13 protein-coding genes and 1 tRNA gene are annotated in these 15,569 nt (G+C 63.7%); 3 read left to right on the top strand and 11 right to left on the bottom strand.

Annotated elements, in window-relative coordinates; genetic code table 11:
- Positions 1 to 54: 54 nt before the first annotated feature.
- Positions 55 to 1,347, bottom strand: a complete 1,293-nt coding sequence (locus ACOCG7_RS18190; protein ID WP_310119956.1) for an amidohydrolase family protein — start codon at positions 1,345 to 1,347, stop codon at positions 55 to 57.
- 209 nt (positions 1,348 to 1,556) lie between these two features.
- Between ACOCG7_RS18190 and ACOCG7_RS18185 the strand changes: the two genes are divergently transcribed.
- The gene (locus tag ACOCG7_RS18185; RefSeq protein WP_244744345.1) at positions 1,557 to 2,255 is read left to right on the top strand and encodes an aspartate/glutamate racemase family protein; all 699 of its coding nucleotides are present in this window, start codon (positions 1,557 to 1,559) and stop codon (positions 2,253 to 2,255) included.
- A gap of 98 nt (positions 2,256 to 2,353) precedes the next feature.
- Here the strand turns inward: ACOCG7_RS18185 and ACOCG7_RS18180 are convergent.
- Positions 2,354 to 2,430, bottom strand: a tRNA-Met gene (locus ACOCG7_RS18180).
- An 89-nt stretch (positions 2,431 to 2,519) separates the two neighbouring features.
- Entirely contained in the window at positions 2,520 to 2,807 is a 288-nt protein-coding gene (locus tag ACOCG7_RS18175; RefSeq protein ID WP_073427536.1) for a hypothetical protein, read from the bottom strand.
- A 187-nt stretch (positions 2,808 to 2,994) separates the two neighbouring features.
- On the opposite strand from ACOCG7_RS18175, the gene xth reads away from it, so the two are divergent.
- Positions 2,995 to 3,771 (top strand): exodeoxyribonuclease III, encoded by a 777-nt coding sequence (gene xth, locus ACOCG7_RS18170; protein WP_073427699.1) that lies wholly within the window; start codon positions 2,995 to 2,997, stop codon positions 3,769 to 3,771.
- Positions 3,772 to 3,825: 54 nt separating this feature from the next.
- On the opposite strand, the gene ACOCG7_RS18165 is transcribed toward xth, so the two are convergent.
- From ACOCG7_RS18165 to glnA, 4 genes are all read right to left on the bottom strand, one after another.
- A complete protein-coding gene (locus ACOCG7_RS18165) occupies positions 3,826 to 5,964 on the bottom strand; it encodes a prolyl oligopeptidase family serine peptidase (protein WP_073427535.1) in 2,139 nt (712 codons plus the stop codon).
- Positions 5,965 to 6,131: 167 nt separating this feature from the next.
- On the bottom strand, positions 6,132 to 7,646 hold the full coding sequence (ntrC, locus tag ACOCG7_RS18160; protein WP_073427534.1) for a nitrogen regulation protein NR(I): 1,515 nt from the start codon (positions 7,644 to 7,646) through the stop codon (positions 6,132 to 6,134).
- 34 nt (positions 7,647 to 7,680) lie between these two features.
- Complete coding sequence (gene glnL, locus ACOCG7_RS18155; RefSeq protein WP_073427533.1) at positions 7,681 to 8,823, bottom strand: nitrogen regulation protein NR(II); 1,143 nt, start codon at positions 8,821 to 8,823, stop codon at positions 7,681 to 7,683.
- Positions 8,824 to 9,058: 235 nt separating this feature from the next.
- Entirely contained in the window at positions 9,059 to 10,474 is a 1,416-nt protein-coding gene (gene glnA / locus ACOCG7_RS18150; protein WP_073427532.1) for a type I glutamate--ammonia ligase, read from the bottom strand.
- A gap of 438 nt (positions 10,475 to 10,912) precedes the next feature.
- Here glnA and ACOCG7_RS18145 point away from each other — a divergent pair, with 438 nt between their 5' ends.
- A complete protein-coding gene (locus ACOCG7_RS18145) occupies positions 10,913 to 11,377 on the top strand; it encodes a rhodanese-like domain-containing protein (protein WP_073427531.1) in 465 nt (154 codons plus the stop codon).
- Between the two features lie 219 nt (positions 11,378 to 11,596).
- On the opposite strand, the gene ACOCG7_RS18140 is transcribed toward ACOCG7_RS18145, so the two are convergent.
- From ACOCG7_RS18140 to ACOCG7_RS18125, 4 genes are all read right to left on the bottom strand, one after another.
- Positions 11,597 to 12,427, bottom strand: a complete 831-nt coding sequence (locus ACOCG7_RS18140) for a competence/damage-inducible protein A (protein ID WP_073427530.1) — start codon at positions 12,425 to 12,427, stop codon at positions 11,597 to 11,599.
- Between the two features lie 30 nt (positions 12,428 to 12,457).
- Entirely contained in the window at positions 12,458 to 13,291 is an 834-nt protein-coding gene (locus ACOCG7_RS18135; RefSeq protein ID WP_073427529.1) for an EI24 domain-containing protein, read from the bottom strand.
- Between the two features lie 214 nt (positions 13,292 to 13,505).
- On the bottom strand, positions 13,506 to 14,504 hold the full coding sequence (locus tag ACOCG7_RS18130; RefSeq protein ID WP_114162198.1) for a sterol desaturase family protein: 999 nt from the start codon (positions 14,502 to 14,504) through the stop codon (positions 13,506 to 13,508).
- 33 nt (positions 14,505 to 14,537) lie between these two features.
- Complete coding sequence (locus ACOCG7_RS18125; protein WP_073427527.1) at positions 14,538 to 15,557, bottom strand: beta-propeller fold lactonase family protein; 1,020 nt, start codon at positions 15,555 to 15,557, stop codon at positions 14,538 to 14,540.
- Between the last annotated feature and the right edge of the window lie 12 nt (positions 15,558 to 15,569).

Genomic DNA, 15,569 nt, shown 5'->3' with positions numbered 1-15,569 from the left:
GCACCGGCTTTTTCGTGCGCGCCGGCAGCGCCTGCGTTGCGTTGTGCGGCGGGGCTAACCCCGATGCAGCTTGAAGTCCACTTCCGAAGGACGCCCCGCCAGTGACAACGCGGCGCGCGCGGCGGGCGCCCGGCTCACCACCTTGCCGCGGCTCACCACGGCAAGGCGTGCCGCCCGCAGACGGATCGCTTCGACCGGATCGCGCGCGTCGAGCAGCACGAGATTGGCCGCGCAGCCCGGCGCTACGCCATAGCCTTCCAGCCCGAGAATCCGCGCGGCGTTCACCGTGACCGCATCGAAACACGCCTGCATGCCGTCGACGCCCGTCATCTGCGCGACGTGCAGGCCCATGTGCGCGACTTCGAGCATGTCCCCCGAGCCGAGGCTGTACCACGGATCCATCACGCAGTCGTGGCCGAACGCCACGTTGATGCCCGCCGCCATCATCTCCGGCACACGGGTCATGCCGCGCCGTTTCGGATAGGTGTCGCTGCGGCCCTGCAACGTGATGTTGATCAGCGGGTTCGCGATCGCATGGACACCCGCTTCGCGGATCAGCGGCAACAGCTTGCTCACGTAGTAGTTGTCCATTGAATGCATCGAGGTGAGATGCGAACCGGTGACGCGCCCTTGCAAGCCGAGCCGATGCGTTTCGGCCGCGAGCGTTTCGATGTGACGCGACAGCGGGTCGTCCGATTCGTCGCAATGCATGTCGACGCGCAAGCCCTGCTCCGCCGCGTATTCGCACAGCATGCGCACGGACTGCGCGCCGTCGGCCATCGTGCGCTCGAAATGCGGAATCCCGCCGACCACGTCCACGCCCATCGCAATCGAGCGCTTGAGGTTCTCGAACGCGCCGGCACTGCGCAAGACGCCGTCTTGCGGAAAGGCCACCAGTTGCAGGTCGAGATACGGCGCGACACGGCGTTTCACTTCGACGAGCGCCTCGACCGCGAGCAGACGCGGATCGCACACGTCCACGTGACTGCGGATCGCCAGCAGCCCGCGCGCGACGGCCCAGTCGCAGTACTGCAGCGCGCGTTCGATCAACGCCTCTTGCGTCAGGTCCGGCTTCAGCTCGCCCCACAGCGCGATGCCTTCCAGCAAGGTGCCCGATGCGTTCACGCGCGGCAAGCCGTATGACAGCGTCGCATCCATGTGGAAATGCGGATCGACGAACGGCGGCGTGACGAGGGAGCCGGCGGCGTCGAGTTCCTCGCGCGCGCTCGCGGCCAGATTCGGTTCGACGGCAACGATGCGGCCCGCGTCGATGCCGATGTCGACCGGTTGCGTGTGTTGCGGCGCGGCGCCTCGCGGCAGCATCGCGCGGCGGATGATCAGATCCATGTATCGCTCCCTGTTGACCGCTCGTTGACTGATAGCGATTCTATCGGCGTCAGAAACCGTTTGCGCGCGTTTTAGCGAGACCGCCGTACCGGCGCGCGGCGGCGAATCCGTACCGGCTGCGCGCCCGGTGCCCGCCTATACTCCGCTTTTCGAACGGCCGATGCCTCGCGTCCACGCATACGTGATGCATCCAATCACGGAGCACGCAGATGAAAACGATCGGTGTGATCGGCGGGATGAGCTGGGAATCGTCCGCCGAATACTACAAGCTGCTCAACCGCCACGCGAAGGCGCGCCTCGGCGGCCACCACAACGCTCGCAGCCTGATGCTCACTGTCGACTTCGCGCCGGTCGAAGCGCTCCAGCGCGCCGGCGACTGGAGCGCGCTCGGCGAGCAGATGGCCGATGCCGCGCGCCGGCTCGAACGAGGCGGCGCCGATCTCGTGATGCTGGCGACAAACACAATGCATCGCGTGTATGAATCGATCGAGCAGGCGATCGAGGTGCCGTTTCTCCACATTGCCGATCCGACCGGCGAGGCACTGCGCGCCGCGGGCATCGAGCGAGTGGGTTTGCTCGGCACACGCTATACGATGGAGCAGACGTTTTACACCGGCCGCTTGCGCGAGCGCCATGGACTCGACACGCTGGTTCCCGACGAAGCCGGACGCGCATACGTGCACCGCATCATTTATGACGAGCTGTGTCACGGCAAGATCACTGGCGATTCGCGTGAGGTGTATCAGCGTGTGATCGAAGACCTCGCCGCGCGCGGGGCGCAAGCGGTGATTCTCGGCTGCACCGAAATTACGTTGCTGATCAAGCCGGAAGATTCCGTGCTGCCGGTGTTCGATACGACCGCGTTGCATGCGCAAGCGGCGGTTGAATGGGCGGTCGAGGTGAAGTGAATGGCGGCATGTAGGAATCGGCATGCCACTGCATGAAGAACCGACGCCACCAGTTAAAAAGCCCGTTTGGCTTGCGCCAACGGGCTTTCAACAATGCTTGGTTGCGGGGGTAGGATTTGAACCTACGACCTTCGGGTTATGAGCCCGACGAGCTGCCAGACTGCTCCACCCCGCGTCAGAGAAAACGGATTGTATAGAGATGCTCGCAAGACGTCAAACAATCACCGGACTTATTTCAAACGACGCGTGCATGCACGAAGCCGTTCAAAGATCCTGCACCGTGGCGCCTTCCACCTTGCCGTCGATAATGTCGGCACCGTACTGGCTCGCGCTGCGTTTGGCGACACCGAAATCGGAGAATGTGGCCGGCAGCACGAGACGAAATACGCGGCTCGCTTTCGAGCCGCTGATCGCGCCCGGCCGGCAGACGCGCACCGCGACGTCGTAACCTTCGGCGTGACGCTTGTGGCCGTCGAATTTGTCGAACGCCCGCGAAAACACCAGCGGATGCACTTCGAAATTCTTATAGAGGGCTGGATAGAGTTCGGCCATGATGTCTCCCGATGCGTGAGCGCGAATTGTGATCCCACTATACGCTGCGCCCTGCCCGCTCCACGCTTTTATTTTCCGCCGTTAGGCTCGACAGCGGCGACGGCAATTTTCACGGACGCCCATCGCGCACGATAAGATGCGGGCTACCGGAATAACCCGAATGGCCCAGCAAGAACGTGAGAATTTCATGAAAATCGCCACCTGGAACGTCAACTCCCTCAAAGTCCGCCAGCAACATGTCATCGACTGGCTCGAAACCAGCCATACCGACGTGCTGTGCCTCCAGGAACTGAAGCTGCCCGACGAAAAATTCCCGCGCGCCGAGCTCGCGGAAAAAGGCTATCGGAGCTGGTTCGCCGGCCAGAAAACGTATAACGGCGTCGGCATCCTGGTGCGCGAGGGGCTGAACGTCGACGAAGACAGCATCGTGCGGAACATTCCCGGTTTCGAGGATCCGCAGCAACGCGTGATCGCCGCGACCATCGAAGGCGTGCGCGTCGTCTCCGCGTACTTCCCGAACGGCCAGGCGCCGGGCACCGAGAAGTTCGCGTACAAGCTGCGCTGGCTCGCCGCGCTGCACGACTGGATCGCGAGCGAAATGGCACTGCATCCGAAACTCGCGCTGCTCGGCGACTACAACATCGCACCTGAAGATCGCGACGTGCACGATCCAAAAGCGTGGGAAGGCCAGAATCTGGTGTCGCCCGAAGAACGCGCGGAGTTCGTTCGGCTGATCAGCCTCGGCCTCGTCGACGCGTTCCGCCAGTTCGAACAGCCGGAGAAGATCTACTCGTGGTGGGACTACCGGATGCTCGCGTTTCGCCGCAACGCGGGGCTGCGCATCGACCATATTCTGCTGTCGAAAGCGCTGGCCGAGGCATGCTCGTCGTGCGACGTCGACAAGGTGCCGCGCAAATGGGATCAGCCGTCGGACCACGCGCCGGTCGTCGCGCAAATCGGCTGATCTCGCCGCCCGATGCGAGACCCTGGAACGGCCTCTTTCAGACCCGCGTCGCGCTCAAGCGGGAGCGCCTAAACAGCGCCACAAAAACTCGAACACCATCGCATCGTGCTCGGCCTGCTCCAGTTCATCGGAACCGCCGTGCCCGCCTTCCGTGTTCTCCCGATACCAGACCTTGTCCGCGCCCAGCGCCTGCATGCGCGCGGCCATCTTGCGCGCGTGTGCCGGATGCACACGGTCGTCGGCGGTCGAGGTGGTCAACAATACAGGTGGATACCCGACGCCCGCGCTCACCCGGTGATACGGTGAGTAAGCGGCCAGCACGCGCGCTTCGTCGGGGTCATCGGGATCGCCGTATTCGTCGATCCACGAGGCACCCGCATGCAGCAGGTGATAGCGGCTCATGTCGAGCAAGGGCACCTCGCATACCACCGCGCCGAACAGCTCGGGGCGCTGCACCATGCACGCGGCCACCAGCAAACCGCCGTTGCTGCCGCCCTGAATGCCGAGTTGCGCGGCACTCGTCACGCCGGTGCTGATGAGCGCCTCGGCCACCGCGATGAAATCGTCGAACGAACGCTGCCGATGCTCGCCCTGCGCCGCCGTGTGCCACTCCGTGCCGAATTCGCCGCCGCCGCGGATATGCGCGACCACGTAGACGCCGCCGCGCGCGAGCCAGCCGATGCCCTGTCCCGTCAGATAGCTCGGCAGCAAGGGAATCGCGAAGCCGCCGTAGCCGTTGAGCAGGCATGGCCGCGCGTGTTGCCGTGCGCGCTCTGACGTGGCCTCTTGCGACGCTTCTTGCATGACGCGCGGCCCGATCACGGTGTACGGCACGCGCGTGCCGTCAGCGGACACCGCATGCGCGCGCGTCACTGCGAACGGCGTTGCGTCGAATTGCGTCGGCCAGCGATCGAGCAATTCCCAACCGGTCAGATCGTCGCGGGCGAGGTCGGTGAGCCAGTACGCCGGCGGTTGCAGATAGTCGTCGGTATCGACGAACACTTCGTCGTTCAACGTCGGCTCGACCGGCGAGACTTCGGCTTGCGCGTCGTCGCGCGACGGAAAGACGCGCCGCCGCCAATGCCAACCTTCTTGATCGGCATCTCGCGCGGGCGTCCACAGCAAGGTCTGGTTTCGCACATCCTCGAGATACGACACGATCAGATGGTTGCGCGTATGCGTCCACTCGCACACCGAGGTTCGCGGTGTCGGCATGAAAAGCGGCGTGACGTCGCGCTCGCCGCGCAGGAACGCCGCTTCGCGAATCGCCAGCAACGCGCCGCCCGCGTAATGCGCGCCGTTGCAATGCCAATCGAGGCGCGGCTCCAGCAGCAGCCAGCCCTGCCAACCGCTCACCGCGACATGCGAGGGCACGTCGTAACGGCGCCAGGCATCGGCGGCAGCCGCGGCGCTCTCGAGGTAATACGTGTGCGAATCGAAGAAGTCGACGCTGCTCACCACCGTATGCCGCTGTTCGACCGGATCGTAGTGCGCTTCGACGCCGATGTCGCCGAACGCGCCTTTGAACACCACCGGCGCGTCGGCCAGCGCCGTGCCTCGCGTCCAGCGGCGCACTTCACGCGGGTAGCCTGAGCGCGTGAGCGTCTTGCGGCCATTGTCCCAACCGACGTACAACGTATCGCGGTCGATCCACGACGCGGTGTGCTTGCCGGCCTTCGCGATCACGAAGCCGTCGTCGACGAAACGTTGGGCGTCGATATCGAATTCGCGCACCACCAATGCGTCCGAGCCGCCCGGCGACAGCGTCACCAGCGCGCGATCGCCATCCGGGTAAAGAATGTCGAGTTCCACGCATACCCACGGCGTGCCTTCCGCCGCGCCGAGCGCGTCGAAGTCGAGCAGGGTCTGCCACACGGGCGCGCCGCTGCGCCATGCGGCCCATGTGGTGCGCCGCCAGATGCCCTTCGGATTGCGCTCGTCCTGCCAGAGATCGTAGGCCCAATCCTTCCAGCGATCGGGAATGACCGGACGCTCGCGCGGCAGATAAGCGTCGGCGAGCTGTTGCCTGAGCGACTCGAATTGCGCACCGCTGCACCACGCGGCGCGCGTGCGGACATTCTGCGCGTCGACCCACGCGAGCGCGGCGGGATCGTCGAGCGCTTCGAGCGACAGAAAGGAATCGGGAGAAAGCGGCCAGAGAAAGGGGCCGCGAGTAGCGGGAGAAGCGGGCATCGTCGGCTGTCGAATGAAAACAGCGTTGATTATGCCCTGCGAGAAGCGAAGCGCCTTTGACGATGCTCGCCAGCGCCGACATGGATGAAGCCGCGAACGACGGAGCGATACCCGAACCGCTCCGCGTCACATCACGCCAACTTCAAGCACGAACCTCAGCACGAACCTCAAGGCTCGAGATTGAGCTCCTGAATCTTGCGCGTAATCGTATTGCGGCCGATGCCCAGACGCTCGGCCGCTTCCACCTTGCGGCCACGCGTGAAATCCAGCGCCTCGCGAATCACCGCCGCTTCGAAACGGCGCGCGAGTTCGTCCATGACGTCGGCCGAGTTCTCGCGCAACAGGCGCGCGACTTCGGTACGCAGACCGCCTTCCCAGGCGCTCACAGGCGTCGCGACCGGCAAGCCGCCGGCCGCGGCCGGTTGCGCCGAAGCGCTCGCGCCGTTGATCGGCGCCGTCGCCGCGAGGCCGGCTTCGCCATTACCGAGCACTCCGCCGCCGCCCGCGAGATCGCTCACGCCGGCTTGCGCGGGACCGAGGTCGGGCGGCAAGTCCTTGATCTCGATGGTCTGCGCGGGCGCCATCACCGTCAGCCAGTTGGCGAGGTTCTCCAACTGACGCACGTTGCCCGGAAACGGCAGCGACGCGAGATACGCCAGCGCGTCTTCGGACACGCGCTTGGGCTCGACGCCCAGATCGCGCGCACTCTTTTGCAGGAAGTGACGCGTGAGCAGCGGAATGTCCTCGCTGCGCTCGCGCAGCGCAGGCAAACGCAAGCGGATCACATTGAGCCGGTGATACAAGTCCTCGCGGAACAGGCCCTGGCGCACGCGCGATTCGAGATTCTGGTGCGTCGCCGCGATCACGCGCACGTTGGCCCGCAACGGATTGTGGCCGCCGACGCGATAGAACTGCCCGTCCGACAGTACGCGCAACAGGCGCGTTTGCAGATCGAACGGCATGTCGCCGATTTCATCGAGAAACAGCGTGCCGTTCTCGGCCTGCTCGAAGCGCCCCTGGCGCATGGCCTGCGCGCCGGTGAACGCGCCGCGCTCATGGCCGAACAGTTCGGATTCCAGCAAGTCCTTCGGAATCGCGGCGGTGTTCAAGGCAATGAAGGGACCGTTCGAGCGTGGGCTATGTCGGTGCAACGCACGCGCGACCAGTTCCTTCCCGGTGCCTGATTCGCCGGTAATGAGCACGGTGGCGGCGGAATGCGACAAGCGGCCGATCGCGCGGAACATATCCTGCATCGCCGGCGCCTGGCCGAGCATTTCCGGTGCATCGGCGACGCGGTCGTCCCACGTCTGTTCGCCGCGCATGCTTTCGTCGACGGCGCGGCGGATCAGTTCGACGGCCTTGTCGACGTCGAACGGTTTGGCGAGGTACTCGAACGCGCCGCCCTGAAATGCGGCGACCGCGCTATCCAGATCCGAGAACGCCGTCATGATGATGACGGGCAAGCCCGGCACCTTGTCACGCACGGTTTGCAGCAATTCGAGGCCGGAGCCGCCTGGCATCCTGATGTCGGACACCAGCACTTGCGGGCTGTCGTGATCGAGCGCGGCCGACGCCTCACGCACGTTCGCGAAGCTGCGTGTCGCGAAGTTTTCGCGGGCGAGCGCTTTTTCGAGCACCCAGCGAATCGATTGATCGTCGTCTACTATCCAGATCGGCTTCATATGGGTCGGTCAGAATTCTTGAGATGCGTTTGGTTTAGCAGTCGAGCGGCAGCACAATCTGAAACTCGGTGTGGCCCGGGCGGCTTTCCACTTCGATCAGTCCGTCGTGTTGTTGCACGAAGGTCTGCGCGAGCGTCAGACCGAGACCGCTGCCGTCCTCGCGCCCCGACACGAGCGGATAAAAGATGCGGTCACGGATCTCCTCGGGAATGCCTGGGCCGTTGTCGATGATATGCAAGTCCAGTGCCAGCTTACATAAACGTTTCGACACCGTGATCTTGCGCGCAATGCGGGTGCGCAATTCGATGCGCGCGTCGCCTTGCGAGATGCGCTCACGCAGCGCCTCGGCCGCATTGCGCACGATGTTCAGCAGCGCCTGAATCAATTGCTCCTTGTCGCCGCGCAAATCGGGCACGCTCACGTCGTAATCGCGTTCGATCGTGAGGCCGCGCGGAAACTCCGCGAGAATCACCTGGCGCACGCGCTCGCACACCTCGTGAATATTCACGTCGCCGACGATATGCGGATGACGGTGCGGTTCGAGCAGGCGGTCGACCAGCGTCTGCAAGCGGTCCGATTCCTTGATGATGACCTGCGTGTACTCGCGCAACTCGTCGCGCTGACGCTCGCCGAGTTCGAACTCGAGCAGTTGCGCCGCGCCGCGAATCCCGCCGAGCGGATTCTTGATCTCGTGCGCGAGATTGCGGATCAGTTGCTTGTTGACCGCCGTGAGGTCGTTGATGCGCTCCTCGCGGTCGGTGCGCAGATGCCGCTCGTTCTCGAACAGTTCGAGCAGCACGTAGTCCTGCGCCGTTTCCAGAAAGCCGACGATCGCATGCACGTGCAGCGGCTCGTGACCGGGACGCTCGAGCACGGCGTCGAGATGCGTCGCGTGAAAACGGTGGGCGGCGATCGCGGAGATGGTCGCGAGCAGTTCGTCCGCATTCGAGAAGATGTCCGGCCACGCCATCTGCGTGAGTTGCCGGCGCGAAAGCTCCAGCATCGATTCGGCCGACGGGTTCGCGAACACGACACGCAGCGTGCGCTTTTCGAGCACCAGCACGACTGTCGGCAACGCCTCGAAGCCGGGCAGCAAACCGGAACTCACGAGGAGAGCGTCGTCCGACAGCGTTTGCTCCTGCCCTTTCCTTGCCTTGATCAGATTCTTGAGAACCATCTTTGCAGTCCGGCCGATAGGAGATGGTGATAAATCAGGTGTAGCGCGTTTTGTGTCGCCCGGTGCCCGCGGCTCGCGCATGTCGCCTACGCGCATGTCGCGAACGTCGCCTACGCGGATCGCAAACGTTGCGCTCGATCCAACGAAAAAGGGACGGCGCCGCCGTCCCTTCGTGACCGATCGCGAGCGTCGGGCAAAGCGCTTCGCCGTTTGAAGGGCGAAGCGCCATTGCCGCTTACAGCGAGTAGTACATTTCGAATTCGATCGGGTGCACCGACTGACGATAGCGTTGCAGCTCGCCCGTCTTCAGTTCGATGTACGCGTCGAGCATCGAATCCGTGAACACGCCGCCGCGCGTCAGGAATTCGCGGTCCGCGTCGAGTGCGTCCAGCGCCTGGTCGAGGCCGGCACACACGGTCGGGATCTTTGCATCCTCTTCCGGCGGCAGGTCGTACAGGTTCTTGTCGGCAGCTTCGCCCGGATGAATCTTGTTCTGCACGCCGTCCAGACCCGCCATCATCAGCGCGGAGAAGCACAGGTACGGATTCGCCATCGGATCCGGGAAGCGCGTTTCGATACGGCGGCCCTTCGGATTCGACACGTGCGGAATGCGGATCGACGCCGAACGGTTGCGAGCCGAGTAAGCCAGCTTCACCGGCGCCTCGAAGTGCGGCACGAGGCGCTTGTACGAGTTCGTCGACGGGTTCGTGATCGCGTTCAGCGCGCGAGCATGCTTGATGATGCCGCCGATGTAGAACAGCGCGAATTCCGACAGACCCGCGTAACCGTTGCCCGCGAACAGGTTCGTGCCGTCCTTCCAGATCGACTGGTGAACGTGCATGCCCGAACCGTTATCGCCGACCACCGGCTTCGGCATGAACGTAGCCGTCTTGCCGTACGTGTGCGCGACGTTGTGGATGATGTACTTCATCTGCTGCAGCCAGTCGGCGCGTTGCACCAGCGTCGAGAACTTGGTGCCGATTTCATTCTGGCCCTGGCCCGCGACTTCGTGGTGATGCACTTCGACCGGAATGCCGATCTGTTCGAGCAGCAGGCACATTTCCGAACGGATGTCCTGGAACGTGTCGACCGGAGCGACCGGGAAATAGCCGCCCTTCGTGCCCGGACGGTGGCCGGTGTTGCCGCCTTCGAATTCCTTCGCCGACGACCACGGTGCTTCTTCCGAACCGATCTTGATGAAGCAGCCCGACTGATCCGTGTTCCACTGGACCGAGTCGAAAATGAAGAATTCCGGTTCCGGACCGAAGAATGCCGTGTCGCCCAGGCCCGTGCTCTTCAGATAGGCTTCAGCGCGCTTGGCGAGCGAGCGCGGGTCGCGCTCGTAGCCCTTGCCGTCCGCCGGTTCGACGACGTCGCAGGTCAGCACGAGGGTGGATTCTTCATAGAACGGGTCGATGAAGGCCGTGTTCGCGTCCGGGACCAGCAACATATCCGATGCTTCGATGCCCTTCCAACCGGCAATCGACGAACCGTCAAACGCATGGCCGCTTTCGAACTTGTCTTCATCGAATGCCGACACCGGCACCGAAACGTGTTGCTCCTTGCCGCGCGTGTCGGTGAAACGAAAGTCGACAAACTTGACGTCTTCGTCTTTGACGAGTTGCACGACGTCGGCCACGGATTTACTCATAACCTATCTCCTGATTAACGAATTCGGCGGGTTCAGCCGCCGCCCAATCTAGCTGACCCGTCCCGGCGCGTCCACCCCTGGTTTCGTCGAGGCGGACATTCGAGCCTGTGGGACAAGTCGATCGGAAGCAATGAAGCAGCTTCTGTGCCATGCATGCGCCAAGCCGGCGCAGACCCATTGTGCGCGCGCGTTTGCGGGGAATGCGCGCACCGAATGGCATGCAGCCCCGAAATCGGCGATTCGGGCATGGCACCGAAAACGTGCATGACCTAACTGCGACCTTGCCGTTATACCTATTTTGGTGCATTTTCTAGATTTTGCACCATTAGAGAACATTACACTTGCGCGGCGACTCCCAAGGTTTCTGGCGCCCGCCGATCCTCTCCGCTTCGCGCTGCGCGCTAGAATGGTTATTTGGTCCAAGAGAGAGACACGCTCATGAGCACGCTTGAACAGCTATACGCCCAGGCGGAAAAGCGTCGCGGCGAAAACCAGTTGCCCTACGCGGGCGCGATCTCGCCGGCCGAGGCGTTCGAACTGCTGCAACTCGATCCGCGCGCGCGTCTCGTCGATGTGCGCACGCGCGCCGAACTCGATTGGGTCGGTCGGCCGGTTGTCGGCGACGGGCAATACGCGCACGTGGAATGGACGCGCTATCCGGGCGCGGTGCCGAACCAGGAATTCCTCGATCAGTTGAAACAGGTCGCCTCGCCGGATACGCCGGTGCTCTTCCTGTGCCGCAGCGCCGCGCGCTCGAAGCTCGCCGCGATCGCCGCGGCCCAGGCCGGCTTCACCCAGGCGTACGACCTGCTCGAAGGCTTCGAAGGCGACAAGGACGGCCAGGGGCATCGGAAGACGGTGTCGGGCTGGTGTTTTCGCGGCTTGCCGTGGATCGGCGCATGATCGCGGACGGCGCGGTTGGCGCGGTTGGCTGACCCGTTGGCCGACCGTTGCCGGTTGCCGGTTGCCATTGGCATGCGCGCACGCCTGCCTGAAACGCATCGTCGGCGCTGAGTGTGACAGGCCGATGATGCGGCGACTACACAATGAAGCACAGCCGGCGAGAGAGTGCCCGCACGGCCTCACGAGCGCCGAAAAAAACTCGCTCGCGTAGCCCGCGAATCAATCGCGCGGTTTGGCCGCGGCCGCGTCCAATTCGACGATGTCGCCGCCCAGCAGATGCACCCCTTCGCGCAGTTTGACGAACGCCGCCGCGACGGCTTCCGGCTCGCCCTTCACACCCAGATCGATGTGATGCCGCGCATACACGCCGCCGCGTTCGGCGTCGCCCACGCTCGGCAGGCTGAACACCCGCACGCCCGGAAAATCCCGTTCGATCTTCTCCATCAACGGCGTCACACGCGATTCCGGCAACTCGAACACCAGCAGTGATTTTTCCGCGTGCGGCATGGCGTGATGCAAATGCGCGTACTGCGTATCCAGCACCCACTCGATCATCGGCCACGCCATCACCGGGAAACCCGGCACGAAGTGATGCTGGCCGATCGAAAAACCCGGAATCTTGTTGTAGCCGTTCGGAATGATCGAAGCGCCCTGCGGATAGGTGCCCATGTTCAGGCGATGCAGGTTTTCCGGCGTTTCCAGATCGAGCGGCGTTGCCGCGGTCGCCGGATACATATCGCGGATGCGCTCCTGGATCAGCCGCGCCGCTTCCGGATGCAATTGAAGCGGCACGCCGAGCGCGGCCGCCGCGCACTGGCGAGTGTGATCGTCCGGGGTGGCGCCGATGCCGCCCGTGGAGAACACGACGTCGCCCGACGCGAACGTGCGCCGCAGCGTCGCCGTGATGCGCTCGGGATCGTCGCCGATATATTCCGCCCAGCCGAGCGACAGTCCGCGCGCGCCCAGCAATTCGATGACCTTCGGCAGATGCTTGTCGACGCGCCTGCCCGACAGGATTTCATCGCCGATGATGATGACGCCAAATGCCATTGCCGCCTCTTTCGCTTAGTCAGTAATTCATCAATAAGGAACCGGCGCCGTCTGCCGCGCGCCGCCGTGCTCTTCCGCGCGCATGCGTTGCAGCGCGCGCAGACAGTAGTAGCCGAACCACAACGCCGAGAACACGAGGATGAACGCGTAGATCCAGATCGTCACCGCGGTGATTACCGGGAACAGCACGATCAGCCATACCGACGACACCCACAGCAGCGTGGGCAGCGAGCCCATCAGACCGCTGGCGATGCCGATCAGCAGCAGCGGCAGGCGGAAGCGCCGCACCAGTGCGCGACGCTCGTCGCGCGTGGCGTGCAGCGCAAGCGCGTCGTAAGTCATCACGCGATAGGTCAGCCAGCCCCACAGCAGCGGCGGAATCAGCGCGAAGAACGGCGGCACCAGCCAGAGCGGCAACGTGACGATCAGCAGCACCAGACAGACCAGGGTGGTCCACAACGCATGGCCGAGGCTACCGTACCACGTTCCGCCGCGGCGCATTTCGAGGCCGGTGAATTGCCGCGTCGACAGGAAACGGATGACCGCCGGCATCGACAGCGTGGCGATCAGCAGCAGCACGGTGACGACGATCAGCGGAATCGCCATCGCGATCACGATGAACGGCGCGATCGCCGCATGCAGCGACGCAAAGCCGAGCCAGTCGAACAGTTGATAGAGCGTGGCCGTGAACGACCAGCTCGCGAGCCAGGTGCGGGTCGCGCCGATCAGCGTCTGCCAGGAAAACCACAGGATCACGCCCCAGCCGACCGTGGCCGCGAAAAACGGCATGAAGGTCAGCCAGAGCATGCGCGGGTGGAGCGCGCTTGTAAGCGCGCGTCCGAACGAGCGCAACAGATCATTCATGCGTGCCAGTGCCGGTAAACCAAACGATGGGATAAAAGGAAGCGCGCGACGAGCCGGTCAGAACAGCGTTGCAGCGCGCGCAAACGTGGACAGGATAAACCACGTGATGCGCCGCCGGGGAAACCGGCGGCGGGTGATGAAGGAGTGACGCAGGAGTAATCAGGCGGGAATCGGGCGAAGATCGGGCTCGAATCGGGCTCGAATCGCGTGGGGCTCAAACGGCGGCGGCGTCACCGCCTTCGGTGCCGCGTTTCGACGAAAGACGCCTGGCGATTCGCACGAACGCGAGCCAGTGCTGCGCCCAGAATCCGTCGCCATAGCGGCGGCCGTCGAGTTGATCGGCGATGCCGGTCGGCTCCATGTCGCGGCTCCACGAGGCGCTGCGAAACAGCATGTCCCACCAGGGGAACAGCACCCCGAAGTTGCAACCGTATTTCAGCCCTTCATGGCCATAACCCATCGCATGGTGACGGCGATGGAAAGTCGGACTCACCAGCAGGCGCTCGCCGAGCCAGCCGAAATACAGGCGGATATTCGCGTGCTGCACGCTCTGCGCGAGATTCGTGATGGCGACCAGCACGACGAATTGCGACGGCGGCACGCCGATCACCAGCGCGATCATCGCAAAGAACGACGCCTGCAGCAGATCGTCGAGCAGATGATTGCGGTCGTCGGCCCACAGCGACATCTGCTGCTGGCTGTGATGCACCGCGTGCAGTTCCCACCACACGCCGACCCGGTGCTGCCAGCGGTGATACCAGTAACCCGCGAAGTCGAGCGCGAGCAGGTACATGACGAACGTGACGAGCGGCTGCGTGGTGACGCCGGGCCACAGATTGTCGAATTCGATATTCGCGATGTTGTGCAGCCGCAACCAGGCCTGCACGTTGTCGAAAAGCGGCTGCAGCGCGAAGAAAAAGAACAGGTTGAGAATGCCGAGCTTGGCGATCCACGTATAGATCACGTCGACGCGCACCGCCTTGCGGTTTTGCCACTGCTCCACCGGCCGCAGCGCCTCGAGCGGCCGCAGCACCGCGTACATGGCCAGCACCTCGAACACGCCCACGATCAGCCAGTACAGGCTGTCGTAAGTGTCTTCGTCGTAATCCATCAGATCGAAGCGGAACAGCAGCGGCTGCACCACGTCGACGTACAGCAGCGTCTGCACGGCGGAGACGAAGCTGTCGAGCGAAGAGAAGATGAGATGGAACATGGTGCTGGCCGGTTACTTCATTCTAGCGGCTGTTCAGGCGCCGTTCGGCGCCGTGACCGGCGCGCGATTGAAGAAATAGATGCCGTGCGGCGAACGGCCGACGGCAATCGTCTGGACCAGCTTGCGCGTGGTCAGGTCGATCACGCCGACGTGCTTCGCGAAGCGGAACGTCACCCACAGATAGCGTTTGTCGGCGGAAAGCTCCATGTCGTCCGGTCCAGGCAGCAAACCGCCAATGTCGCCGACGTTCGTGAGCGTGTCCTCGTCGAGAATGCTGATCGTGCTCGCAACCCGGTTCGACACCGCGACGTGCTTGCCGTCGGCCAGCGACCGGAAGTTGTGCGCGCCCTTGCCCGTCTGGATGGTCTTGACGATCTTCTGGTTGCGCCAGTCCACCACCGCGACGTAATCCGCGCCGGTCATGCCGATCAGCAGGTACTTCTCGCCCGGCGTCATCCATAGCCCGGCCGGCACCTTGCCGACCTTCATCTTCCATTTGACGGTTTGCGTGGCCAGATCGATCGCGGCCAGTTCGCCCGAGACCTGCAGCGTGACGAACACGGTCTTGCTGTCGTTGGTGAACGCCATGTGGCTCGGCATGACCGCGAGCGGCAGGCGCGACGCCAGCGTCATCTGTTTGTTCTGGTTGTCGTAGTGATAGATGTCGAGCCTGTCCAGACGCAGCCCGGTGGTGACGAGCCATTTGCGGTCGGGCGAAAAACCGATCTGATAAGGATCCTCGATGTTTTCGACCCAGCGCTGCACCTGGCCCGACTTCGGATCGACGAACATCAGATTGTTCGATACCGAATTGGCGACGATCAGCGATGAACTGTCCGGCGTGACCATCAGGTGATGCGGTTCCTTGCCGGTGGGCACCGTGCCGACGACCTGGCGGCTGGTCTCGTCGATGAGGCTCAGCGTGGCTTCGCCGGAATTGAGCACGATCACGTTGTTGGCGTGAGCCGCCGGGGAAAACAGGCCTGCGGCGGCAACCAGCGCCGCGCCCGCGGCGAACGTGGCAGTCAAGCCGGGAAGGAAAAATTTGCGCATGAAAACTCACTT

It is taken from the genome of Paraburkholderia sp. DD10, from assembly GCF_049177125.1.
Classification (GTDB): Bacteria; Pseudomonadota; Gammaproteobacteria; order Burkholderiales; family Burkholderiaceae; genus Paraburkholderia; species Paraburkholderia terricola.
This window is presented reverse-complemented; position numbering and strand designations above follow the sequence as displayed.

What these genes read in the sequence shown, in the direction of transcription:
- ACOCG7_RS18190 (WP_310119956.1), bottom strand. Translation starts at nt 1,347, where the DNA reads ATGGATCTGATCATCCGCCGCGCGATGCTGCCGCGAGGCGCCGCGCCG.
- ACOCG7_RS18185 (WP_244744345.1), top strand. Translation starts at nt 1,557, where the DNA reads ATGAAAACGATCGGTGTGATCGGCGGGATGAGCTGGGAATCGTCCGCC.
- ACOCG7_RS18175 (WP_073427536.1), bottom strand. Translation starts at nt 2,807, where the DNA reads ATGGCCGAACTCTATCCAGCCCTCTATAAGAATTTCGAAGTGCATCCG.
- xth (WP_073427699.1), top strand. Translation starts at nt 2,995, where the DNA reads ATGAAAATCGCCACCTGGAACGTCAACTCCCTCAAAGTCCGCCAGCAA.
- ACOCG7_RS18165 (WP_073427535.1), bottom strand. Translation starts at nt 5,964, where the DNA reads ATGCCCGCTTCTCCCGCTACTCGCGGCCCCTTTCTCTGGCCGCTTTCT.
- ntrC (WP_073427534.1), bottom strand. Translation starts at nt 7,646, where the DNA reads ATGAAGCCGATCTGGATAGTAGACGACGATCAATCGATTCGCTGGGTG.
- glnL (WP_073427533.1), bottom strand. Translation starts at nt 8,823, where the DNA reads ATGGTTCTCAAGAATCTGATCAAGGCAAGGAAAGGGCAGGAGCAAACG.
- glnA (WP_073427532.1), bottom strand. Translation starts at nt 10,474, where the DNA reads ATGAGTAAATCCGTGGCCGACGTCGTGCAACTCGTCAAAGACGAAGAC.
- ACOCG7_RS18145 (WP_073427531.1), top strand. Translation starts at nt 10,913, where the DNA reads ATGAGCACGCTTGAACAGCTATACGCCCAGGCGGAAAAGCGTCGCGGC.
- ACOCG7_RS18140 (WP_073427530.1), bottom strand. Translation starts at nt 12,427, where the DNA reads ATGGCATTTGGCGTCATCATCATCGGCGATGAAATCCTGTCGGGCAGG.
- ACOCG7_RS18135 (WP_073427529.1), bottom strand. Translation starts at nt 13,291, where the DNA reads ATGAATGATCTGTTGCGCTCGTTCGGACGCGCGCTTACAAGCGCGCTC.
- ACOCG7_RS18130 (WP_114162198.1), bottom strand. Translation starts at nt 14,504, where the DNA reads ATGTTCCATCTCATCTTCTCTTCGCTCGACAGCTTCGTCTCCGCCGTG.
- ACOCG7_RS18125 (WP_073427527.1), bottom strand. Translation starts at nt 15,557, where the DNA reads ATGCGCAAATTTTTCCTTCCCGGCTTGACTGCCACGTTCGCCGCGGGC.